Origin of the sequence: Hymenobacter properus (assembly GCF_015694735.1) — a bacterium.
GTDB lineage: Bacteria > Bacteroidota > Bacteroidia > Cytophagales > Hymenobacteraceae > Hymenobacter > Hymenobacter properus.
In genome coordinates, this window is sequence record NZ_JADQDP010000002.1 from 365302 (window position 1) to 387792 (window position 22491).

Genomic DNA, 22491 nt, shown 5'->3' on the forward strand with positions numbered 1-22491 from the left:
CAGATGCTGAAGAAACGCCGACGCCTACGGCAGTTTTTCCGCTGCTTCGGCCGCTTCCTTAGCAGCGTCCAGCTGCTCGTCGATGGGCGGATAGTACTTCGCGGCCAGGCCGCGAATGTCGCCGTCATAGGCGTCGTCCTTCATGTCATCAAAGGCATCCTCGTCCTGCTTCTGGGTTTTCACCAGCAGCGCCATCACGCGCTTGTCGAGCTCATTGCCGGTTTGGGTGCTGGCTTCGTGATAAGCTGATTGTTCGTCGTCGCCCAATGCTGAGGGCACGGCCAGCTGCTTGGCGGCAGCCAGGGTGCGGAGGGCAGCCAGCAGGTCGAGGCGGCTGCGCACCACCTCCGTGCCAAAGGCGCGCACGGCCGGCGCCGCGGCCCGGGCCTGGGCCAGCTTGCCTAATTCAACTTCCAGCAAGGCGTTGCTGGCGGCCCGCACCAGGAATTTGGCATCGGCCTCCTGCTTGTCGGTGATGGCCGCTTCATTGATTTTGTGCTCGTTCAAGGCGTCGGCCTCGGCCGAGGCATCGGAGCCGCCGCCCGAGGAGCAGGCGGCCAGCAGTACTACCAGCCCACCGCAGGACCACCGCCGCAGGGCTGGCAACATATTCAGCGAAAGGCGCATGGTAAGGGTGCTTGAAGAAGTTAAGGAATAATCTGGCCCGCTATACGCGGGCGTAGGGGCCGGGTTTTTTAGCGTTTTCGGCATTTTTTTAAAAAGCCGTTAAACCTGGCCTTGCCCGCCGCCTCCAAACGGCCACAAACGCAGCGTATCTTTCAACATCTTTATATTCCCACCTTTTTCACCATGCGTACCTTTTCGCTCCGCTCCCTCACCTTTGCCTGCCTGGCCAGCGGCCTGCTGCTCACCGCCAGCTGCAACCGTAAGTCCGACGATGCTGCTCCCGACGACATCACCACCGCCGAAGACCGCAGCGAGGACAATATCGAAACCGCGGTGAGCTCCGACGCCAAGCTGGCCGGCCCCACCGACCCCACCGTGCAGGGCTCGTCCTACGCCACCACCGATGCTGAGTTCCGCGCCCGCTTTGGCTCCTGCGCCACCCGCAGCTACGACTACAACACCCGCACGCTTACCATCGACTTTGGGCCCACCAACTGCCTGTGCCCCGACGGCCGCTACCGCCGCGGCCAGATTCTGGTGCGCTTCACCACCGATGTACAGACGCGTCGCGCCGGCGCCGTGGTTACGCGCCAGAACTATTTTGTTAACGACAACCAGCACACCGCCACCCGCACCTTCACCGACCTTGGGCTGGGTTCGTTTTCGGTGGACGTCACCAACGCCAGCATCATCCGCGCCAACAACGGCGGCACCCACTCCTGGACCGCCAGCTGGACCTTCACCCAGACGGCCGGCTTCGGCACGCCCCAGTTCTCGGATGACGTGTTCAGCGTGACCGGCTCCTCGGCCGGCACCAACCGCAACGGCGTCGGCTACACCACCACCGTGCAGTCGCCCCTCACCAAGCGCGGCGACTGCTTCAAGTACTTCGTGCAGGGTACCATCAGCATTAGCAACACCAAGGGCAAAACCATGGTGCTGGACTACGGCAACGGTGCCTGCGACAATACCGCCACGGTGTCCATCAACGGCCGCACCCGCACCATCACCCTGCGCTAGACCACGGATTCGCTCGGATTTTTCGGATGTCACGGATTTTGTAGACGTCCCACAATTCAATGAAAAAGGCCACCTGTTAGGGTGGCCTTTTTTATGTCTTGAATTCTGCGGTACGGATACGCCCACAAAATCCGTAGAATCCGGAAAATCCGAGCGAATCCGTGGTTCAGACTCCCTTGAATGCCGGCTTGCGCTTCTCGCTGAACGCCTTCACGCCCTCCAGATAGTCGGCCGATTCGCCGGCAATCTGCTGGCAGTGGGCTTCGTAATCCAGCATCTCGTCCAGGGTGGCCGCGCCGGCTTTGTTCAGCATCTGCTTGATGAGGCCGATGGACTTAGTAGGAGCAGAAGCGTAACGGGACGCCAGCGCGTAAGTGGCTTCGTCGAGCTGCTCGGGCGCCACCACCTGGTTCACCAGGCCCAGCCGCAGCGCCTCATCGGCCGGCACTTTCGAGCCCAGGCTGCACAGCTCAAAGGCTTTGAGCGTGCCCACCAGCCGCGGCAAAAACCACGACGAGCCCGAGTCCGGCACCAGCCCGATGTTGATGAACACCTCAATCAGCGAAGCGTCGCTGCTGGCAATAATGGCGTCGCAAGCCAGCGCCAGCGAGCAGCCCGCGCCCGCCGCCACGCCATTCAGCCGGCCAATAATCGGCTTGGGCAGCCCGCGCATGGCCCGAATGATGGGGTTGTAGCGCTGATGCAGCGAGTCGTAGAAGGAGCGGGGCTTCCCCTCAGCAGCAGCAGCCTCCTGCGCCGCCTTCAAATCCTGGCCCGAGCAAAAGGCCCGGCCGGCGCCCGTGAGCACCACGGCCCGCACGGCGGCATCGCGTGCCACTTGCTTCAGGGCATCCTGCAGCTCGTAGCTCATGGGGTCATTAAAAGCGTTGAATACTTCTGGGCGGTTCAGGGTGATGGTGGCCACGCCGTCAGGGCGCACGTCGTAGAGCAGGCTGGTGTATTCCATTGGGTGGATTGGTGGGTCAGTGAAGTAGTGGATTTGTAGAGTGGCGGGATTGAGAATGCAAGAACGTCATGCAGAGCACAGCGAAGCATCTCGCCCGCTCCAACTAATCATTAATTACTGCTGCACGCGAGATGCTTCGCTGCGCTCTGCATGACGTTCTTTTAAGTTCACTAATCCGCCAACCCACCGCCCAGCAGCGCTTCGGCTACCACCAAATCCTCGGGCGTTGTGATTTTCAGGTTGCGATAGTCACCATCCACCAACTGCACGCGGCAAAGGTCGTCCACTACCGTGGCATCGTCGGTGAACGAAGCCAACTCCGGCATGGCGTAGGCCCGGCGCAGCAGGTCGATTTCGAAGGTCTGGGGTGTTTGCATCAGGCGCAGGCGGTTGCGGTTTTGGGCCGAGGAGCCGTGCTGCGACACCAACCGCACCGAGTCCTTCGGCATCACCGCGGCGGCGGCAGCGGCGTGCGTAGCGGCCGCGGCATAGGTGCGCTCCACCACTTGGCGCGACACCAGCGGGCGCACGCCGTCGTGCACGGCCACGAGGCCTTCGGGGTGTTCGCTCAGCGCTGCCAAGCCGGCTTTCACGGATGCCCAGCGCGTGGCGCCGCCCGTCACCAGCCGGTGCGGAATGTTAATGCCGAACTGTGCACACAGCCCTTGCCAGGTATCGAATTGGTCAGCGGGCAGCACCAGCACAATTTCCTGCACGCCCAGCGCCGTCTCGGCAAAGCGGCGCAGGGTATGCAGCAGCACAGGCTCGCCGCGTAGCAGCAGAAACTGCTTGGGCCGGTCGGCGCCCATGCGGGTGCCACTGCCGCCGGCCACCAGAATGGCGAACCGCGGAGCTTGGGCACCTGGGGACTTGGGAGCTTGGACGGGCTGAGGCTTGGGGGCCTGGGTACTGAGACGCTTTGCTTTCATCGGCGCGAAGTTCTGTTAAAAAAGAACGCCGGAACTCCTGACAAGGAATTCCGGCGTTCCGAAAGCCAGCGGCTCGAATGCTTACAGAATCAGCATGGCGTCGCCGTAGCTGAAGAACTTATACTTCTCTTTGATGGCCTCCTTGTAGGCTTCCATCAGCAGCGGGTAGCCGGCGAAGGCCGACGCCAGCATGATGAGCGTGCTCTCCGGCATGTGGAAGTTGGTGAGCATGCAGTTGGCGATTTTGAAATCGTGAGGCGGGAAGATGAACCGGTCAATCCAGCCCTGCGTGGGCTTCATGCGGGCATTGGCCGACACCGAGGCTTCCATGGCGCGGATGGTGGTGGTGCCCACGGCGCACACCTTCTTCTTGGCGTCGAGGGCCTTGTTCACCACCTCGCAGGCCGGGGCCGTCACGATGAAGTTCTCCGAATCCATCTTGTGCTTGGTCAGGTCTTCCACGTCCACGGTGCGGAAGGTGCCCAGGCCCACGTGCAGCGTCACAAACGCCGGCTCCACGCCCTTGATTTCCATGCGCTTCATCACCTCGCGGGTGAAGTGCAGGCCAGCCGAGGGAGCCGCCACCGCGCCAATGTGCTCGGCGTAGATGGTTTGGTACCGCTCCTTGTCCGAAGGCTCGGTTTCGCGGTTGATGACTTCCTTCGGAATCGGGGTTTCGCCCAGCTCGTAGAGGGCCTTGCGGAATTCCTCGTCGGTGCCATCGAACAGGAACTTGATGGTGCGGCCGCGCGAAGTGGTGTTGTCAATCACCTCGGCTACCATGTCCGACTCGCCGAAGTACAGCTTGTTGCCCACGCGGATTTTGCGGGCGGGGTCCACCAGCACATCCCACAGGCGCAGCTCCTTGTTCAGCTCGCGGAGCAGGAACACTTCGATTTTAGCGCCGGTTTTTTCTTTGTTGCCGTAGAGGCGGGCGGGGAATACTTTCGTGTCGTTGAACACCAACACGTCGCCTTCGTCAAAATAATCGAGAATATCTTTGAAGTTGCGGTGCTCAATCTGGCCGGTGGCGCGGTGCACCACCATCAGGCGGCTTTCGTCGCGGTTGCGGGCCGGGTGCATGGCCACCAGCTCCTCGGGGAGTTCAAACTTGAACTCATGCAATTTCATCGCCATAGGGCAGTAATTGGGGAATATACGGAATTTTGGGGAGGCAAAAGTACGGCTTTTTTCGGGAGTATCGGTTTTTTTGAGGAGGCTGGTTGCATGGGCGGGCTTTCACCGTCAGCAACTTCCCCGCGCAATCCCTTCTTTTGAGCTTGTAAAACGCCTCTACGGAAAACCGCCGCCCGCGGCGAAAGTTATCCGGTGCACTTTTGCAGGCGCTACCGGCCGCCATTCCTCTTTTCTGCATCCCTGCCTTTTGCCATGCTCACGCTCCGTCTCGTCTTCGAAAGCTTTCGCTTTGCCCTCGACGCCCTGAAGGCCAATTTGTTGCGCACTATTTTGTCGCTGCTGGGCGTCACGGTGGGCATTTTCTCCATCATCGCCGTCTTCACCGTCGTCGATTCGCTGGAAACGAACATTCGCAGCAGCCTCGATTTTGTGGGCGATAAAATCATCTACGTCCAGAAATGGCCGTTTATTTTTTCGCCCGATTCGCCCTGGTGGAAATACTTCAACCGCCCCAACCCCACGCCGCGCGAGTTCCAACAGCTACGCCGGCAGCTTGGGCCCAACAACAAGGGCGTGGCCATGTTTGCCGCCAGCGGCAGCAATACGTTCAAAGCCGGCTCCAACTCGGTGGCCGACTGCGTACTGCAGGGCGTCACCTACGATTTCCGGGCGGTGCGCAACGTGCCGCTCAAAGAAGGCCGCTATTTCACCACGCAGGAGATGGATGCGGGCCGGCCCGTTGCCATCATCGGCGCCATCATCGCCGAAAACCTGTTTCCCAATGGCAATGCCCTGGGCAAGGAGTTCAAAGTGCGCGGCCGCACGTTCACCGTCATTGGCGTAATGGAGAAAGAGGGTAAAAAGCTGCTCACCATCGCCAGCAACGACGACAACTGCATCATTCCTTTCAGTCTGTTTGCCAAGCTCTTCAGCGTGAGTACCACCGGCTATGGCAACGGCCCGAGCACATCCATCGCCGTGAAGGGCCGCGACGAGGACGCCGGCCTGCTCGATTTGGAATACGAGATACAGGGCGTGATGCGCAACATTCGCGGCCTCAAGCCCCGCGAGGAAGACAATTTCGCCCTGAACCGCCCCGAAATGATTGCCTCCATGATTGGCACGCTGTTCAGCCGCATCGGCGTCATTGGGGCCGTTATTGGCGGGCTGGCCACGCTGGTGGGCGGCTTCGGCATTGCCAACATCATGTTCGTGTCGGTGCGCGAGCGGACCAATATCATCGGCATACAGAAGTCGTTGGGCGCCAAAAACTTCTTCATCCTATTCCAATTCTTGTTTGAGGCCATCTGCCTGTGCCTTATCGGGGGCGGAGCCGGCCTTTTCCTGGTGTGGCTCGTCACTACCATCCCGCAGGACGCTCTGCCGCTCACCATGACAGCGGCCCGCATCGCACTGGGCCTGCTCATTTCGGTGGCCATTGGCGTCATCGCCGGTATCGTGCCCGCGGCCGTGGCAGCCAATCTGGACCCGGTGATTGCCATCCGGGCGAAGTAGGGAGCGGAAAAGCCGTGCTGAGCGCAGCGAAGCATCTTTACCGCGAGAGTAGATAATTACTCCTGCAGTAGAGATGCTTCGCTGCGCTCAGCATGACGTTCTTTTTGCTGGCTATTGCATCCATGCCCTCCCAACCACGCGGCGCCAACCTGCGTCTCTACAGCGTATCCATTTCCTTGCTTGATGACGCTTCCTCCTTTTCTAAATCATGAAATTCTAGGCAATTCCATCGGCCAGTACTTGCTGGCCGGGTTTATTCTGCTGGTGGGCGCGGCATTGCGGCGGCTGATGTCGCGGCTGCTGAGTGCCATTCTTTTCCGACTCACCAAGCGCTACACGGCCGGGGTGACCGAGCGGGAACTGCACGATTTGCTGATTCAGCCGCTGTCGGTGCTGCTGCTGCTGGCCACGCTCTACCTGGCGTTTGGGGTGCTGCGCTACCCACTGCCGCCCGATGCCGTGCCCGGGGTTGAGCCCTGGCCCAAGGTGGCAATGCTGCGCGTGTTTTTGTTGGGCATTATTCTCACCGTTACCTGGGTGGTGCTGCGGCTGGTCGACTTCGCTTTACTGGTGGTGCAGCGCCGCAACGAGCTGCGCCAAACTGCCACCGCTACCCGGCTCGACAGCCAGTTTCTGCCCTTCGCCAAAGACCTGCTGAAGGTGCTGGTTATCATCATCGGGGTGCTGGTGGTGCTGGGCGAAGTCTTCAACGTGAACGTGACGGCCCTGATTGGCGGCCTTGGCATCGGCGGGCTGGCGGTGGCTTTCGCAGCCAAGGAAAGCCTCGAAAACCTTATTGCCTCCTTCACCATCTTCCTCGACCAGCCCTTTGGGGTGGGCGACCTTGTGACGGCCGGCGACGTGAGCGGCACCGTAGAAAAAATCGGTTTCCGCAGCACGCGCCTGCGCACCGCCGAGAAAAGCTATGTGACCGTACCCAACAAAAGCATGATTGACAAGCCGCTGGATAACCTCTCGCTGCGCACCTCGCGCCGCGTGGGTTTCACCCTCGTCTTCGACCAGAAAACCACCAGCGCCCAACTCCACGCCATCATCGCAGGCTCCATTGCCGCCATGCAGGCCCACCCGCTGGTGACGCAAGACGTGCAAATGAAATTCAACGCCCTCACGCCCGCCGGCCGCGAAGTCACCGTGCAGTACTTCGTCGACACCACCAGCTACGACGAGTACCTCGACGTGAAGGAAGACCTTAACTACCGCCTCGTGGAAATGGTGGAGCAGCACGGCGGCGTGTTTGCCGGCGCGCCGGTGGTAGCGCCGCCAACCAAGCCCTGAACCACGGACCACGGATTCGCGCGGATTTTTCGGATGCCACGGATTTTGTGGACGGATGCACATAAATCAACCCCGAGCTCAATTAAAAATAGAAAAGCCACTCAATGAGTGGCCTTTCTATTTGTGCAATCAGAAGATAAAGGCGTCCACAAAATCTGTGGCATTCGAAAAATCCGCGCGAATCCGTGGTCCGTGGTTCAAGATTTAGCGATTGCCGCCGAACAGCCCGCCGAGCATGCCGCCCAAGCTGCCACCGCCCAGCAAACCACCCAGGCCGCTGCCGCCCGCACTGGCCGGCTGCGAGTTAGGACGCCCGCCCAGGCCGCCAAGGATGGACATCATCGAGCCCAGACCGCCGCTGCCAATGGCCGAGCCTTGCTGCGGGTAGTTGGCCGCTTGATTGCCGCCACCCATGAGGCCGCCCAGCATACCACCGCCCAGCAAGCCGCCGAGCATGCCGCCCAGGCCGCTGTGGGCCGCGCCGCCCAGCAGGCCGCCCATGCTGCCGCCCAACAAACCACCACCCTGGTTGCCATAGCCCTGGTTCTGGCTGCCGCCGCTCATCACGCGCGAAATCACCATGGGGGCCACCACACCGAGCAGGCCCGTCATCAGAGCGCTTTTGGGAATGCCCACGTTGGAGAGCTTGTCGCCGATGCGGTCGAAGAAGCCCTGCTTGGCGGGGTCCTGCGGGTCGTGCGGCACGTTGGCGGCTTGGTCCACTACGGTTTCCAGCGTCTGTTTTTGCTCGGGGTTGATGCCGAGGTACTGCGCCATCTTGCTAATCATGGCTTCCTCGTCGTTGGCGTAGGAGCCATCGGCGCGCGCGAAGCTGATGAGGTCGGTGACGAGCGAGAAGCGCAGGTCGCTGTTTTTCAGCGCGTCCAGGTTCTGCTGAATGCCTTCGTTGCTAGCATTTTGGGCAGCAGCGGCCACCTGCTGGGTTGAGCTTTCGGAGAGGCCCGCTTGCTGGCATAGTGCCTGCAGGAACTGGCCTTCGGCCTGGGAGGCCTGGCGGTCAGCAGTGGCGAGGCTGGCAATGGCGCTCAGGTAAGCTGTTTTCTCTTGCTCGGAGTAGTTTTGGAGGAGTTGGGTATCCATTGGGAAAGACAGTTTGGTTGGAAAGTGAGATTTGGAAGCTTAACGGGAGTGGCCCGAATACGTTGCCAGCTCCGGAAACTGCTCAATTGAGATACCGGCCGACAATTTTGAGGAAAAATTCTTTGCCTGAAAATGAATGAATTGCTGCTGAAATGATGGATTGCACGAAAAAATCAAGAGGCTAAAGCTTCGTTCCGTTTGGCATTTCCAAAATCACCTCCCATCTTTGCAATCCCAAACGGGAACAACCCCACGGGAGATTAGCTCAGCTGGTTCAGAGCATCTGCCTTACAAGCAGAGGGTCGTAGGTTCGAACCCTACATCTCCCACACTGAGAAGCAGCCACTTAGGCGTTAAGCTAGGTGGCTGTTTTTTTTGCCGCAAGTGTAATTGGCGCTTGTTGTTTATGCTTTTGGGAGGTTAGCTCAGTTGGTTTAGAGCGCTTGCTTCACACGCAAGAGGTCGAAGGTTCGAATCCTTTACTTCCCACACGAAAAACCGCCACTCAGTTGTAGAATTGAGTGGCGGTTTTGTTTTTGCCCCGGTTTGGCTTGGTGCGAAAGCTGCCTTGGCCTTTCGCCGCAACTCGTTTTTTTACAGCTTCCGACGCCGTATCATCCGATTCAAAGCCGCGCCGCGGCTCTTCCGCAACGTGAGCTACTTGTTGAAGCGCTTTGTTCTTTTTGGGGGCTTGCTGCTCAGCAGTTTGTGGGCTTGCGCAATAGAGCGAACAGGCACCACCGACAGCCTGCTTACGGTGCTCAACCAAACCCTGGCCCATAAGAAGGAATACGACGGGCAGCGCCTGAATCGCATTGCGGCCCTCACGGCCGACTTCGCCTCCAGCGAAGCCAGCGACAATGCCAAGTTCGACCTGGGAGTGCGGATTTACGAGGAATACAAGGCGTTCAAGTACGACTCGGCATTTGCTTACTGCCAGAAGATTACGCGCCTGGCGGCCCAGCTGCGCAGCCCCGAGAAGATGGAGCTGGCCAAGTTGAAGCTGGCCTTTGTGCTACTCTCATCGGGCTTGTTTAAGGAAACCTTCGACACCCTGGACCGCATCAACCCAAAGCTGCTAAGCGGGCCAGATAAGCAAAGCTTCTATTTCCTGAAAGCCCGGGCTTACAGCGACCTAGGCAACTTCAACCAGGACCAGGTGTATCGCCCGGGCTACTACGCCAAAGCCCTGGCGTATGCCGACAAGGCTCTGCAGTTCAGCCGGCCCGGTTCTTACGACTACCTGTCGGTGCAGGAGTTTAGGGCGCAGAAACGCAACGACCTGCGGGCCGGCGTTGCGGCTTACCAGCAAATCCGGCAGCTGCCCCGCCTCACGCTGCACCAGCTAGCGGTGAGTGCCAGCACCACCGCCTACCTCTACGAGCTGGCTGGCCAGCCCGGCAAGGCGTTTGAGCTGCTGCTGCTGGCGGCCATTGCCGACGTGAAAACTGCCACCAAGGAAACCACGGCCATCTTCAAGCTCTCCGACTATTGCTACCGGCAGGGCGACCTCCAGAACGCATATACTTTCATCCGCGAAGCGCGCGAAAATGCGGCGTTTTACAAGGCGCGGCAGCGGCAGATTGAAATCAGCCACGTGTCGTCCATTATCGAGGGGCAGAAAATCAGCATCATTGAAAACCAGCGCAAGTCGCTGAAAACTTATGCCATCATCATGACAGCGCTGGCTGGGGTGGTTATTGCCTTTGCGGTGGTAAGCGCGCTGGCGCTGCGCAAATTGCGCCGGGCCGACCGCCTCATTTCAGCGGCCAACGGCGCGCTGCAGGCCCGCAACAACGAACTGTACCAACTCAACCACGGCCTCAACGAAGCCAACAAGATTAAGGAAGAGTACATTGGCTACTACTTCCACAACAACTCACAGTACATTGACAAGCTGGAGAACCTGAAAAAGCGGGTAGAGGCCCTGCTGAGCAGCAAGCAGTACGCCGGCCTGCAAAAGTTGGTCGATGGCGTCAACATCAAGACCGAGCGCAACGAATTACTGCGCGGCTTCGACACGGTTTTTCTGCGGCTGTTTCCCAACTTCATTGCGCAATTCAACGCGCTGTTTCGGGAGGAAGACCGGGTGGTGCTTTCCGATGACCAGCTGCTAACGGCCGAGCTACGCATCTTCGCCCTCATCCGGTTGGGCATTGCCGACAGCGAGCAAATCAGCCGCATGCTGGGCTATTCCATCAACACGATTTACACTTACAAGACCCGGGTGAAGAACCGGTCGGTAGTTCCGAACGAGGAGTTTGAGGCACGCATTCAGGCCATCGAGGCGGTGTAGGTAAATGGCCGAAGGTGGGGTGCTTTGCGGCCAAAACTGACTTGAATGCAGCAATATTAGGTCAATATTTTGCCTCGTTTTATAAGTGATACTGCGCTGTTAGTGAGCGTGTTTGCCTAATGGGAGCTTAATAATTTTTATATTAGGGCTTGATTACTTACGGGCAGGTAAAGGTGGGACTAGCTTTGTCGGATTCCCACTCGAAACGAATGCAACCCAGGCCCCTGGGCTCGGTGCATTCGATGCCTATTTATGAAAAGAATCCTACTGGCCGTTGGCCTCTTGGGAGCTGGGCACTGCGCCCACGCTCAGGCTGCTTCACCTCTCACCGCCCGCCTCGATAAAGTCAGCCTGAGGGTGGCGCTGGGGCCTGATAGACGCCCTACCTATTCCGTGTTTTACGGCCCGAATGAGGTGTCGCTGAGACAAGAAGGGATGGTTAAAGGGCCGAAAGAGGTTATCAAGCCCTCACGGCTGGGCCTGTCGTTTGCCGATGGCAATGGTTTTGACGGGCCGCTGGTGATGGTGGGCAGCGAAACCAAGGACGTAGACGAGACCTGGCAACCGGTGTGGGGCGAGGTGAAAAGCATTCGCAACCACTACCAGCAGCTCACGGTGCACCTTCGCCAGCCCGCGGCTGACGGGCGCAAGATGGACGTGGTGTTTCGGGTGTTTGCCGACGGGGTAGGCTTTCGGTATGAGTTTCCGCGGCAGACGCGCCTGCAGTACTTCACGGTGCAAGACGAGCACACCGAGTTCAACCTGCCGGCCAACCACAAGGCCTTCTGGATTCCGGGCGACTACGATTCGAACGAGTATACCTACACCACCAGCCGCCTGAGCGAGGTAAACACCACGCCCATTGAGCCCATTCAGCAGAAGGCCGACCCCAAGCGGGTGCAGACGCCGCTGATGCTGAAATCGGATGACGGGCTGTACGTGAACATCCACGAGGCGGCGCTGGTGAATTACCCGGCCATGTTCCTGAACGTGAACACGCAAACCTTCGGCCTGAGCAGCCAGCTGGTGCCCGATGCCACCGGCACCGGCGCCAAGGCCTACCTGCAAGCACCCGAGCACACGCCCTGGCGCACCATTGTGGTGGCCGACAATGCCCCCGCCGTGCTGGCCAGCAAGCTCATCCTAAACCTGAACGAACCCAGCAAAGTAGCTGAAACCAGCTGGATTAAGCCCCAAAAGTTTGTGGGCGTGTGGTGGGAGATGCACGTGAACCGCGCCAGCTGGAACTACGCCGACACCAGCAACATCAAGCTGGCCGGCACCAACTGGAACGCCCTGAAAAACAACGGTCACCACGGCGCCAACACCGCCAACGTGAAGCGCTACATCGACTTCGCCGCCGCGCACCACATCCCCGGCGTACTGGTAGAAGGTTGGAACGTGGGCTGGGAAGACTGGGCCAATAACTGGAAGGAGGAAGTTTTCGACTTCGTGACGCCTTACCCCGACTTCGACGTGGACGAGCTGCAGCGCTACGCCGCTGGCAAGGGCGTCAAGCTCATCATGCACCACGAGACGAGCAGCTCCGTGACAAATTATGAGCGCCGGCAGGACGCCGCTTACCGCTTCATGCAGCAGCACGGCTACGACGCCGTGAAAACCGGCTACGTGGGCCGAATCATTCCGCGCGGCGAACACCACGACGGGCAGTGGATGGTGAACCACTACGTGCGCACGGCCCAGCGCACGGCCGACAGCCGCATCATGGTGGACATGCACGAGAGCGTGCGGCCCACCGGCCTGCACCGCACCTACCCCAACTGGCTGGCCAACGAAGCCGCCCGCGGCAACGAGTTCAACGCCTGGAGCAGCGGCAACCCGCCCGAGCACGAAACCATCCTGCCCTTCACCCGCCTCATGGGCGGGCCTATGGACTACACGCCCGGCATCTTTCAGATTAAGCTCGACGACTGGAACCCGGCCCGTAACCAATGCAAGCAGGTGCACACCACCCTGGCCAAGCAGCTGGCCCTGTACGTGACAATGTACTCGCCCCTCCAAATGGCCGCCGACCTGCCCGAGGCTTACAACCAGCACCTCGACGCCTTCCAATTCATCGAGGACGTGCCCGTGGACTGGGATGATACCCGCATTCTGGCCGCCGAGCCCGGCGACTACCTCACCACCGTGCGCAAGGCAAAGGGCAAGGATGAGTGGTACCTGGGTGCCATCACCGACGAGAATGCCCGCCAACAGGCCGTGAAACTGGACTTTTTAACGCCCGGCCAGCGTTACGAGGCCATTATTTACGCCGACGGCAAAGGGGCCGACTGGCAGAAAAACCCCATGGCCTACCGCATTACCAAGCAGACGGTGACCAGCAAATCGGTACTGAAGCTACAACTGGCGCCGGGCGGCGGGGCAGCCGTCAGCTTCAAGCCGGTGAAGTAGCCGCCGGTCTTTCTTTTCGCTTTATATAAACGCTTTACAATGTCGATTCGCCAAATTTTACGCGCTAACGCACTGGTGCTGGCCACCGTGGGCTTGCTGGCCGCCTGCAATAAGGACGCTACGCCCCCAGCTGTAGATTTCCCAACGGTTACTTCCACGCCCACGCCGCCGCAGTACGGCACGCCCTTCAACGGGGTGCCTAACCGTGAGGATGCGGTGATTTACCAGGTCAACATGCGCGCCTTCAGCCAGGCGGGCAACTTTGCGGGCGTGCTGGCCCGGCTCGATTCCATCAAAGCCGTGGGCACGAACGTGCTGTATTTGATGCCGATTTACCCCATCGGCACCGACAGCAAATCGGTGAATTCGCCCTATGCCGTGAAGGACTACCGCGCCGTGAACCCGGAATTTGGCACGCTGGCCGATTTGCGCACCTTGGTGGATGCCGCCCATACCCGCGGCATGGTCGTGATGCTGGACTGGGTGGCCAACCACACCAGTTGGGACAATGCCTGGATTACTGCCCACCCGGACTGGTACAAGACCAATCCGGGCGGCGGCATTGCGGCGGTGTCGAACAACGGCACTACCTACAACGACGTGGCCCAACTCGATTTCAACAATGCCTACATGCGGGCCGAAATGATTTCGGCCATTAAGTCGTGGGTGTTCACGGCCAACGTCGACGGCTTCCGCTTCGACTACGCCGACTTTCAGCCCAACGATTTCTGGAAGCAAACCATCGACACGCTGCGCAACGTGAAGACCCACAAACTGCTGCTGCTGGCCGAAGCCAACCGTAGCAGCAACTTCGCCTCGGGCTTCGACTACAACTACGGCTTCAATTTCTACGGCGGCGTTTACAACGTGTATAAAAACGGCCAGTCGGCCACCAGCTTCGACGCCCTCAACGCCAGCGAATACTTGGGCGCCACGGGCACGCAGCAGGTGGTGCGCTACATCACCAACCACGACGTGAACGGCTCCGACGGCTCGCCCGTGGCGCTGTTTGGCGGCAAGGCGGGCGCCATGTCGGCCTTCGTGGTGGCGGCCCTCTATAAGGGCGTCCCCATGATTTACAACGGCCAGGAAACGGGTATGGCGGCCAACATTCCCTTTCCCTTCACCTCCGTGAAAGTGCAGTGGGGCCTGAACCCCGACGTGAAGCGCGCCTACCAGCAGCTGATGACGGCGCGCGCCGCCAGCCCCGCCCTGCGCACCGGCACGCCCACCGCCTACAGCACCGCCAACGTGTGCGCCTTCACCAAAACCACCGGTACCGAGCAAGCCTTCGTGCTGGCCAATGTGCGCAATTCGGTGCAGACCTTCACCGTGCCCGCCGCCCTGGCCAACACCACCTGGACCAACGCCTTGCAGGGCGGGACCTATGCCGTGGGCACTACCATTTCGCTGCCAGCGTATGGCTATCTGGTACTGAAGAAATAGGGGAGGAGCTGGGAACGTCAGAGAATAAACAGAACGGTCATGCTGAGCGCAGCCGAAGCATCTCTACCGCGCAGTGAAATTCATATACTGCTGCGGTAGAGATGCTTCGGCTGCGCTCAGCATGACCGTTCTGTTTCCTTTCTAAAATTCTGCCCTACGAGAAGCCCAGCACCGGGTGCGGCTGGTACGGCTCTTCCAGGCGCTTTATTTCTTCGGCGCTGAGTTTCACGTCCACCGCCGCTACGGCGTCTTCGAGGTGGCCGGGCTTGCTGGCGCCCACAATGGGCGCCGTGATGACGGGCTTGCTTAGCATCCAGGCCAGCGCAATCTGGGCGTTGGGGAGGCCATGTGCCTGGGCAATTTCCGTCACACGGTCGGCCACGGCAAAGTCGTCGTCGCGGCCGTAGAGGCTTTTGCCGAAGGCGTCAGTTTTGGCGCGTTCGGTTTCGTTGCGGGCCTTGCCGCGGCCGCCCGTGAGCAGCCCCCGCGCCAGCGGCGACCACGGAATGACGCCGATTTTCTGGTCTTCGCACAGCGGCAGCATCTCGCGTTCCTCCTCGCGGTACACAAGGTTGTAGTGCGGCTGCATGCTCACGAAGCGTGTCCAGTTGTGCTTGTCGGCCAAGTACAGAGCCTGCGCAAACTGCCAGCTGTACATCGACGACGCCCCGATGTAGCGCGCCTTGCCGGCCTTCACCACGTCGTGCAGGGCCTCCAGTGTTTCCTCGATGGGGGTGTGGTAGTCCCAGCGGTGAATCTGGTACAGGTCCACGTAATCGGTGCCCAGGCGCTTGAGGCTGGCATCAATAGCACTCATGATGTGCTTGCGCGAGAGGCCCTTGTCGTTGGGGCCGGGTCCCATGGGGTTGAAGACTTTAGTGGCCAGCACCACTTCGTCGCGCTTGGCAAAGTCGCGCAGGGCGCGGCCCACCACTTCCTCGCTGGCGCCGTTGCTGTACACGTCGGCCGTGTCGAAGAAATTGATGCCCAGCTCCAGCGCCTTCTGGATGAAGGGCCGGCTTTCGTCCTCTTTCAGGGCCCAGGGCCAGCGCTCGGTGGGGGTGCCGTAGGTCATCGTGCCGAGGCAGATGCGCGACACCTGCAGGCCGGTGTTGCCCAAACGTAAGTATTCCATAAAAAGCGGGAAAAAGGCTGGCCAGCGCCAGCCGATGATTTAGTAGCTGATAAATCTGAATTCAACTGCAAAATCGTAGGTGAGGTTTTCGAAAAAGCTCATCCTGAATGTTCCCATGTTGAGGTTGCCGTAAGAGTCAAACATGCTCTTGTTATTGGATTATACCATGAAGAAGCATGAAATTATATTTCTGTGGAAATTAGTAAAATTATATTTGCTAAATTTGTATCAGTTATTAGATAATGCGTTTAATTTGGTCTGAATTAGGGTTTATAAAGCGTATTCACCGCTTTCGCCTCTCTTGTTTATTAAGTTAATTATCGGTTAAATTATACAAAGGCTCGCACATGGCAAATTTCTACCAATTTCGTCGTGCCCTGCGTTTTGTGAGCGCAGGAATATTTAGTTTTTTTTCGCTGACCACCGCGTCGGCTCAGGCTCCGCTGCCTTCGCCTGCTGATACCGTGCGGGCCATGCCCGAGGTGGCGCTTGACGACGTGCTGGTGGCCCCGGCCGCCGTCGATACCAAGGAGTGGCTGCTGCTCAACGCCGACATCCAGACCGAGCTGGACGGGGCAGTGCACAACCTCTACAACTTCAAGTTTGACCAGGCTGAGCGGCAGTTCCGGTCGTTGCGGCGGCGCTACCCCAACCATCCCATGCCCTACTTCCTACTGGGCCTGAGCACGTGGTGGAAAATCATGCCCAGCAACACCCATAATCAGCAGTACGACAAGACCTTCTTCGCCTACATGGACACGGCCACCACCAAGGCCCAGAAGCTCTACGACGCCGACAACAACAACTACGAAGCCAGCTTCTTCCTCTCGGCCGCCTACGGCTTTGATGCCCGCCTGCACGCCGAGCGGCACGACTGGCGCAAGGCCACGGTGAGCAGCAAGCGGGCGCTGACTTACCTGCAAAAAAGCCGCGAGGCCAACGGTCTGAGCCCGGAATTCGTGTTCGGCGAAGGCTTGTTCAATTACTACGCCGTCTGGATTGCCGAGGAATATCGCTGGCTGCGCCCTGTGCTTTGGTTTTTCCCCAAGGGCAACCGCAACACCGGCCTGGCCCAACTGGAAGATGTGGCCCAGCACGGTTTCTACACCGCTGCCGAGGCCCGCTTCTTCCGCATGCGCATTCTGGGCAGCACCCGCGAAAACAACACGGCCGGTGCTCTTTCCGCTGCCCGCGACCTCACCCGCGACTTTCCTGACAACAGCTGCTTTCAGCGTGCCCGTGCCCAGAATGCTTTTGCCGAAGGCGAGCTGACAGAGTGCGAGCGCACCAGCCGCGACATTCTGGCCAAGATAAACAAAGGCCTGCCCGGCTACGAAGGCTTCAGCGGCCGCGCGGCGGCCTACTACTTGGGCTACGTGGAGCAGCACCGCTACCACAATTTCGCAGCCGCGCAGGATTTCTACCAGCGCTGCCTGGTGTTTTCCGAATCGGTGGGCCAGACCAAGGGCGGCTACTACCTGTTTGCCGCGGCCGGGCTGGGCCGGCTGGCGGCGCAGGCCAGCAACCGCCCGCTGGCGCAGCGCTACTTCCAGGTGGTGCTGGAGCAGGCCGAACGCAAGTCGGACCTTTATCAGGAAGCCCACCGCTACCTAAAGAAGGGGGCACCGGCTCGGAACCCAGCGGCCGTTGAGGTAATGGCTTCTAACTAATCACCCGCTTTCGTCAGAGCGGTCGAAGGCCCACCGGTGCTCCACCGGTGGGCCTTTGCGTTTTTCTCGTCTGGCCATGCAACCGCCTACCGCCTGCACTAGGCCAACCCTTTGGGCAGAACAGTCGTTTAAGCCAACTCACAGCCGGTATTCCACTTAGGCCGGCTCAACGTTCTCTTAACGCCATCTTACCTATGAAAAAGCAACTTTTCTTAGCACTGCTGTTTGCTTCAGCAGGCTACTCGGCCAGCGCTCAGTCGAGCACGACTACCACCACCACGCGGCAAACCACGGTGACGCCGGCCACGCCCGCGTACCCGGCCACCCCGGTGCAAACCCCCGCCTCATCGACCACCACCGAGTCGACGACCACAACGGTAGAGCCATCGACTACCACTACCGTAAACCAGGCTCCGGTTATTCCGAGCGATACCAAGATAAAGGGTAAGCGCGGTGGCAAAACCAAAGTGAAGCCCAAAGACTAAGGTGTATAAGCCTTTAGCCTATAAAAAAGCCAGTCGTAGAAAGCTATGACTGGCTTTTTTATAGGCACCAACCCAGTTGGTTGCATTGTTGGCTAAGTAGCAGGGGCGGAAAGATGGTCAGCTTCCGGCATAGGATTTCGACAATCCTAATCATGAATTATTAACAGTAGCCCAGCCAGAATTTAATAAATAAAATATTTTGCGGGCGCATTTTATGATATTTTTCCAATAATGAAAAATATGTTTTTTGAAAATAAGTAAATTTATTACTTTATAAGTACATTTATTGCAGCAATTGCCCATGCGTTCCCAGGGCAGTTGCGCTTGCATGCTATCCTACACCAATTCTGCGCGCTATGAAATACAGCTTGCCGTTTTATGCAGTCTCACTGGAAATGCCAGCGGCTGAGGTTTATCACACCCACCCCAACTGCCGTGTTGGCCAGAAAATAGAGCCCGCCAACCGCATATATGGCATGGGCGAAGGACGGAAAGAATGCCCCTTTTGCTTCGTGCTGGGCCAGCTGGGCGCTACCAAACTGCCGCGAAAGGGCGGTGCCTCCGGTAATTCTGTCCCTGCCCCCGCGCAGGCAGACTACGCCACGGCAGCACGCAGTGGGTCCTCGCGGCTGCAATAAAAGGCCGGGGCACCCCCGCTGGCCAAGGGCGAGAGGAGGTTGAGGCGTTTCTTTGCGGCGTTACCGGGTTTTCGGCGGCGCGCTTGCGTGGCCCGGCCGCGGAACACACTTTGCTATGCCACTTCTAGAAGTTGTCGACGCCCGCCTGGCGCGGGAGTTTATTGAACTGCCGGCCCGCTTGCACGCGGGCATACCGAATTACATTGGCCCGCTGGAAAACGAGGTGGAGGCCGTATTCGACCCTGCCAAAAATCCCAAGTTCAAAAATGGGGAGTGCGTGCGCTGGGTGCTGACCGATGCCGGCGGCCAAACCGTGGGCCGTGTGGCGGCCTTCCTCAACCGCGACGCGGTGGATGTGCAAAACGCCGACCTGCCCACCGGTGGCATGGGCTTTTTTGAGTGCATCGACGACCAGGCGGCGGCCAACCAACTATTTGAGGCGGCGCGCCAGTGGCTGGCGGCCCGGGGCATGCAGGCCATGGACGGCCCCATCAACTTTGGCGAGCGGGACCGGTTCTGGGGCTTGCTCATCGACGGCTACGACTTGGAGCCCAACTACGGCATGTTTTGGCACCCGGCCTATTACCGGCAGCTGTTTGAGCAGTACGGGTTTGAGGTGTACTTCAAACAATACACCTGCTACCGCACCACGGCAGCTCCCTTGCACCCCAGCTTTGCCAAGCGGGCCGAGGAACATGCCGCCGCCTACCGCTTCGCCCACGCCCGCAAGCAGGACGCCGAGAAGCTGGCGCAGGATTTTCACCACGTATACAACCTGGCCTGGGCCAAGCATACCGGCGTGAAGCCCATGGCGCTGGAGGAAGCCCGCAAGATTGTGAAGGAAATGAAGCCCGTGGTGGATGAGCGCCTGCTGTGGTTTGCCTACCACGGCGAAGAGCCGGTGGCGTTTTTCATCAGCCTGCCTGCTCTGAATCAGATTTTCAAGCACGTGGGGCGGCGCCTAAACTTGCTGGGCAAGCTGCGCTTCCTGTGGGAGCAGCGGCGCTACATGCAGCGGACCGATAAGAAGATGTTCGGCATCATCTACGGGGTGGTGCCCGAGCACCAGGGCAAGGGTGTGGACGCGGCCATGCTGGTGTATGCGCGCCAGGCATTCATCGACGCGGGCTATGCCGACCTGGAAATGAACTGGATTGGCGACTTCAACCCGCGTATGCTGGTTACCATACGTTCCATCGGCGCCAAGATTCTGAAGACGCACGCCACCTACCGCTACCTGTTCGACCGGGAGCGGCCGTTTGAACGCATGCCCATTATTCGGTAGAGAATAGACTTGTCATTGCGAGGCAAAGCCGAAGCAATCCGTCCTGTCAACATCATACACGCTCTTTTGCCAGAAAGCCCCGATACCGCATTGGTACCGGGGCTTTTTAATTGGCTTTATCACTTCTTCGGGCTGGTCACTGAGGTCAAGACGGATTGCTTCGGCTGCGCCTCGCAATGACGGGGCCCGTTTTAGAACGGATACCCGATGGCCAGGTTGAAGCGGGGGCTGGTGCTGTCGGGCGGGCCATAAGGCGCCTGCAGCGGGAAGGCCAGGTCGAAGCGGATGACGAAGAACTGCACATCAACGCGCAGGCCCACACCATAGCCTACCGCCAATTCTTTGAGAAAGGTTTTGGGGTTGAACTTGCCGCCGGGGCGGTCGGGGTCGTCGTTGGCCAGCCAGATGTTGCCGGCATCCACGAACACAGCACCTTTGAGGTAGGGAATAAGGTCTTGGCGGTACTCGAGGTTGCCCTCGAGGCGGATGTCGCCCACCTGGTCGTAGAACTGGTTGAGGGTTTGCTCGCCCGGCGCCGGCTTGTAGGTGCCCGGCCCGATGCCGCGGGCCGCAAAGGCGCGGATGCTGTTGGGCCCGCCAATGCCGTACTGGCGAGGGTAGGGGAGCACCACCGAATTGCCGTAAGGCATGCCCACGCCGGCTTGCAAGCGGCCCACAATGCGGTTGCCAGAGGCGGGGTTCGGGCTGATGCGGTAGTACTCGCGCAACTCCAAGTCAAACTTCAGGTACTGGCTGAACTGCTGGCCGCCCACGGTGTAGCCGCGCTCGGGCGGGTTGCGCGTCTGGCCCGTGGAGCCGGCAATGAGGCTGGCCAGGTTGCCGCTGCCTTCCACCTGCCCGCTGAAATAAATCTGCTGGCGGCGCTGCTCCAGCACCTGCTGGTTGTAGGTGTAGCGGTAAGAACTGGCCAGGATGAACTGTTGCTCAAAGGCCGTTTTTAGGTAGCGCCGGTCCTTAAGAATGATGTTGAAGGTGTCGGTAGGCGCAAACTGAACGTAGGTAATGTCAATGGGCCGGATTTCCTGCTCGTTGGTAATCTTGGTTTTGAAGGTGTAGCCGTAGTTCAGGTTGAAGAAGTTCTGCGAGAAGTAGTTGGCCCGCGTCACCGTTCGCACACCGACGCCCAGCGTGGTGCGCGGCTGGAAGTCAGAGTTGGGCAAATGCACATCCAGCAAGGGCAGGTGCGGCACCACCAGCCGCGGAAACAGCAGCTGCGCGTTGATGCCGTACTCGTAGCTGGTGAGGCCCAGGGCGCCATTGCCGTTGCCGGTTTGCGTTTCGGTCGACACCACGGCGTTCACCAGCAGCTGCTCGCCGCCGCGCAGGGCCGAGCGGTTGCGGAACGACACGGTGAGGCCCGGGCCGGTGAAGCCGTTGCTCTTGCTCACCAGCTGCAAGTCGGCCCGTAGGCTTTTCTTCTTGAGCTGGGTCATGCGCACGTCGGCATCGAGGCGGGCGCGGCCGGCCGAGTCGCCGGCCGCCGACGGCAGGAAGCGGATTTCCACGAACTTGAACGTGTTCAGGCTCATCAGGCGGCTGATGGTCTGGTCGCGCCGCTTGCGCCGGAACAGGCTGTCCGGATACAGGAAGGTGGCGTTGGTAATGGCCTTGGCCTTAAACACCTTCTCGTCGGGGTAGTACTCGTATTTTTTATAAAGCACCGGCTGCCGCGTGGTGGTATCGGTCAGCACGTAGTTGGTGTTCAGCTTGATGCGGTCGAGCCAGTAGGGGCGGGTGGCTTTGGTGGGGGCCGAGGCCTTCACGCGCAGGTACACGTTGATTTTGTTGTTCAACGTGCTATCTACCTGGAATAGGATGTAGTCGGGGTTGAAGTAGAAATAGCCGCTGTTTTTCAGCTCATTGTCGATGCGGACCCGCTCGGCGATGAATGTATTGAGGTTATAAGCATCGCCTTCCTTGAGCAGCGTGCCGGGCTGGGTGGCCCGAATGTCTTTGTCAATCAACGTGTCGCGGTCGGGAAAGAAAATTTTCTCGATGGTGTAGACCTGGCCCGTGGTGGCGGTGTAGTTAACCTGAGCGGTTTTCTCCTGGGTTTTCACCTCGTTGGTTACCACGCCCTTAAAGAAGCCGTTGTTGTAGAGGCGATTGGTGATGAGGCCGCTGGTGGCTTTGATTTTCACGTCTTTCAGCAGCACCGGCGGCTCGCCAAACTTGTCGGCCAGGAACTTGCCCAGGCCCTTTTTCTTAACCTGGCCGCGGCCCCAGAAATACAGCTTGGGCCGCATGCCCAGAAAGGAGCCGTTGGGCTTGGGCGTGATAACGGACTCAAGCTCGGTTTGCAGCGCACTCTGGTTCGGTAGCTTCTCGGGCGACTTGATGATGACCTTGCTGCCTGTGTACAGCTTCTGGCCTTCGGGCACATACTTCAGGCCCGAGCATGCGGAGAGCGCCAGCAACGAAGCAACAAGCAGTGGAAACCGCTTCATTAGCAATTTCAGACCGCTCGTACCCGAGTCCCTGTTAGCCATATCGTATTCTCCATTCCTCATT

At 59.4% G+C, this 22491-nt stretch carries 17 protein-coding genes and 2 tRNA genes; 11 read left to right on the forward strand and 8 right to left on the reverse strand.

The features are described from left to right. Nucleotides 1-24: 24 nt before the first annotated feature. Nucleotides 25-627, reverse strand: coding sequence for a DUF4142 domain-containing protein (locus I2I01_RS07755; protein WP_196285882.1), 603 nt, complete (start codon nucleotides 625-627; stop codon nucleotides 25-27). Between the two features lie 183 nt (nucleotides 628-810). Between I2I01_RS07755 and I2I01_RS07760 the strand changes: the two genes are divergently transcribed. Next, nucleotides 811-1647: a hypothetical protein gene (locus I2I01_RS07760; RefSeq protein WP_196285883.1), complete on the forward strand. Its 837-nt coding sequence runs from the start codon at nucleotides 811-813 to the stop codon at nucleotides 1645-1647. 166 nt (nucleotides 1648-1813) lie between these two features. Here the strand turns inward: I2I01_RS07760 and I2I01_RS07765 are convergent, their stop codons facing one another. The 3 genes from I2I01_RS07765 to queA form a co-directional block, all read right to left on the reverse strand. Further along, the gene (locus I2I01_RS07765; RefSeq protein ID WP_196285884.1) at nucleotides 1814-2614 is read right to left on the reverse strand and encodes an enoyl-CoA hydratase-related protein; all 801 of its coding nucleotides are present in this window, start codon (nucleotides 2612-2614) and stop codon (nucleotides 1814-1816) included. A gap of 170 nt (nucleotides 2615-2784) precedes the next feature. Then, complete coding sequence (locus tag I2I01_RS07770) at nucleotides 2785-3543, reverse strand: 2-C-methyl-D-erythritol 4-phosphate cytidylyltransferase (protein ID WP_196285885.1); 759 nt, start codon at nucleotides 3541-3543, stop codon at nucleotides 2785-2787. 81 nt (nucleotides 3544-3624) lie between these two features. After that, entirely contained in the window at nucleotides 3625-4674 is a 1050-nt protein-coding gene (queA, locus tag I2I01_RS07775) for a tRNA preQ1(34) S-adenosylmethionine ribosyltransferase-isomerase QueA (RefSeq protein WP_196286699.1), read from the reverse strand. 258 nt (nucleotides 4675-4932) lie between these two features. Between queA and I2I01_RS07780 the strand changes: the two genes are divergently transcribed. Together I2I01_RS07780 and I2I01_RS07785 are read left to right on the forward strand one after the other, a co-directional pair. Continuing rightward, nucleotides 4933-6195 (forward strand): ABC transporter permease, encoded by a 1263-nt coding sequence (locus I2I01_RS07780; protein ID WP_196285886.1) that lies wholly within the window; start codon nucleotides 4933-4935, stop codon nucleotides 6193-6195. A 183-nt stretch (nucleotides 6196-6378) separates the two neighbouring features. After that, nucleotides 6379-7491 (forward strand): mechanosensitive ion channel family protein, encoded by a 1113-nt coding sequence (locus I2I01_RS07785; protein ID WP_196285887.1) that lies wholly within the window; start codon nucleotides 6379-6381, stop codon nucleotides 7489-7491. A gap of 204 nt (nucleotides 7492-7695) precedes the next feature. On the opposite strand, the gene I2I01_RS07790 is transcribed toward I2I01_RS07785, so the two are convergent. Then, on the reverse strand, nucleotides 7696-8592 hold the full coding sequence (locus I2I01_RS07790; protein ID WP_196285888.1) for a TerB family tellurite resistance protein: 897 nt from the start codon (nucleotides 8590-8592) through the stop codon (nucleotides 7696-7698). A gap of 254 nt (nucleotides 8593-8846) precedes the next feature. Between I2I01_RS07790 and I2I01_RS07795 the strand changes: the two genes are divergently transcribed. Next, nucleotides 8847-8921, forward strand: a tRNA-Val gene (locus I2I01_RS07795). An 85-nt stretch (nucleotides 8922-9006) separates the two neighbouring features. Beyond that, nucleotides 9007-9081: transfer RNA gene (locus I2I01_RS07800), tRNA-Val, on the forward strand. 16 nt (nucleotides 9082-9097) lie between these two features. Here I2I01_RS07800 and I2I01_RS07805 read toward each other — a convergent pair. After that, on the reverse strand, nucleotides 9098-9373 hold the full coding sequence (locus tag I2I01_RS07805) for a hypothetical protein (protein WP_196285889.1): 276 nt from the start codon (nucleotides 9371-9373) through the stop codon (nucleotides 9098-9100). On the opposite strand from I2I01_RS07805, the gene I2I01_RS07810 reads away from it, so the two are divergent. From I2I01_RS07810 to I2I01_RS07820, 3 genes are all read left to right on the forward strand, one after another. Beyond that, nucleotides 9350-10888 (forward strand): DUF6377 domain-containing protein, encoded by a 1539-nt coding sequence (locus I2I01_RS07810; RefSeq protein WP_196285890.1) that lies wholly within the window; start codon nucleotides 9350-9352, stop codon nucleotides 10886-10888. The genes I2I01_RS07805 and I2I01_RS07810 overlap by 24 nt on opposite strands. A gap of 252 nt (nucleotides 10889-11140) precedes the next feature. Next, on the forward strand, nucleotides 11141-13300 hold the full coding sequence (locus tag I2I01_RS07815; protein ID WP_196285891.1) for a glycoside hydrolase family 97 protein: 2160 nt from the start codon (nucleotides 11141-11143) through the stop codon (nucleotides 13298-13300). 39 nt (nucleotides 13301-13339) lie between these two features. Next, complete coding sequence (locus tag I2I01_RS07820; protein ID WP_196285892.1) at nucleotides 13340-14746, forward strand: alpha-amylase family glycosyl hydrolase; 1407 nt, start codon at nucleotides 13340-13342, stop codon at nucleotides 14744-14746. Nucleotides 14747-14900: 154 nt separating this feature from the next. Here the strand turns inward: I2I01_RS07820 and I2I01_RS07825 are convergent, their stop codons facing one another. After that, complete coding sequence (locus I2I01_RS07825) at nucleotides 14901-15881, reverse strand: aldo/keto reductase (protein ID WP_196285893.1); 981 nt, start codon at nucleotides 15879-15881, stop codon at nucleotides 14901-14903. A 347-nt stretch (nucleotides 15882-16228) separates the two neighbouring features. On the opposite strand from I2I01_RS07825, the gene I2I01_RS07830 reads away from it, so the two are divergent. The 3 genes from I2I01_RS07830 (at nucleotide 16229) to I2I01_RS07840 (ending at nucleotide 19959) form a co-directional block, all read left to right on the forward strand. After that, entirely contained in the window at nucleotides 16229-17551 is a 1323-nt protein-coding gene (locus I2I01_RS07830) for a hypothetical protein (protein WP_211537875.1), read from the forward strand. A gap of 194 nt (nucleotides 17552-17745) precedes the next feature. Further along, nucleotides 17746-18036, forward strand: coding sequence for a hypothetical protein (locus tag I2I01_RS07835; protein WP_196285894.1), 291 nt, complete (start codon nucleotides 17746-17748; stop codon nucleotides 18034-18036). A gap of 753 nt (nucleotides 18037-18789) precedes the next feature. Beyond that, complete coding sequence (locus I2I01_RS07840; protein WP_196285895.1) at nucleotides 18790-19959, forward strand: hypothetical protein; 1170 nt, start codon at nucleotides 18790-18792, stop codon at nucleotides 19957-19959. Between the two features lie 191 nt (nucleotides 19960-20150). Here the strand turns inward: I2I01_RS07840 and tamL are convergent, their stop codons facing one another. Next, nucleotides 20151-22427 (reverse strand): translocation and assembly module lipoprotein TamL, encoded by a 2277-nt coding sequence (gene tamL, locus I2I01_RS07845; protein WP_196285896.1) that lies wholly within the window; start codon nucleotides 22425-22427, stop codon nucleotides 20151-20153. Between the last annotated feature and the right edge of the window lie 64 nt (nucleotides 22428-22491).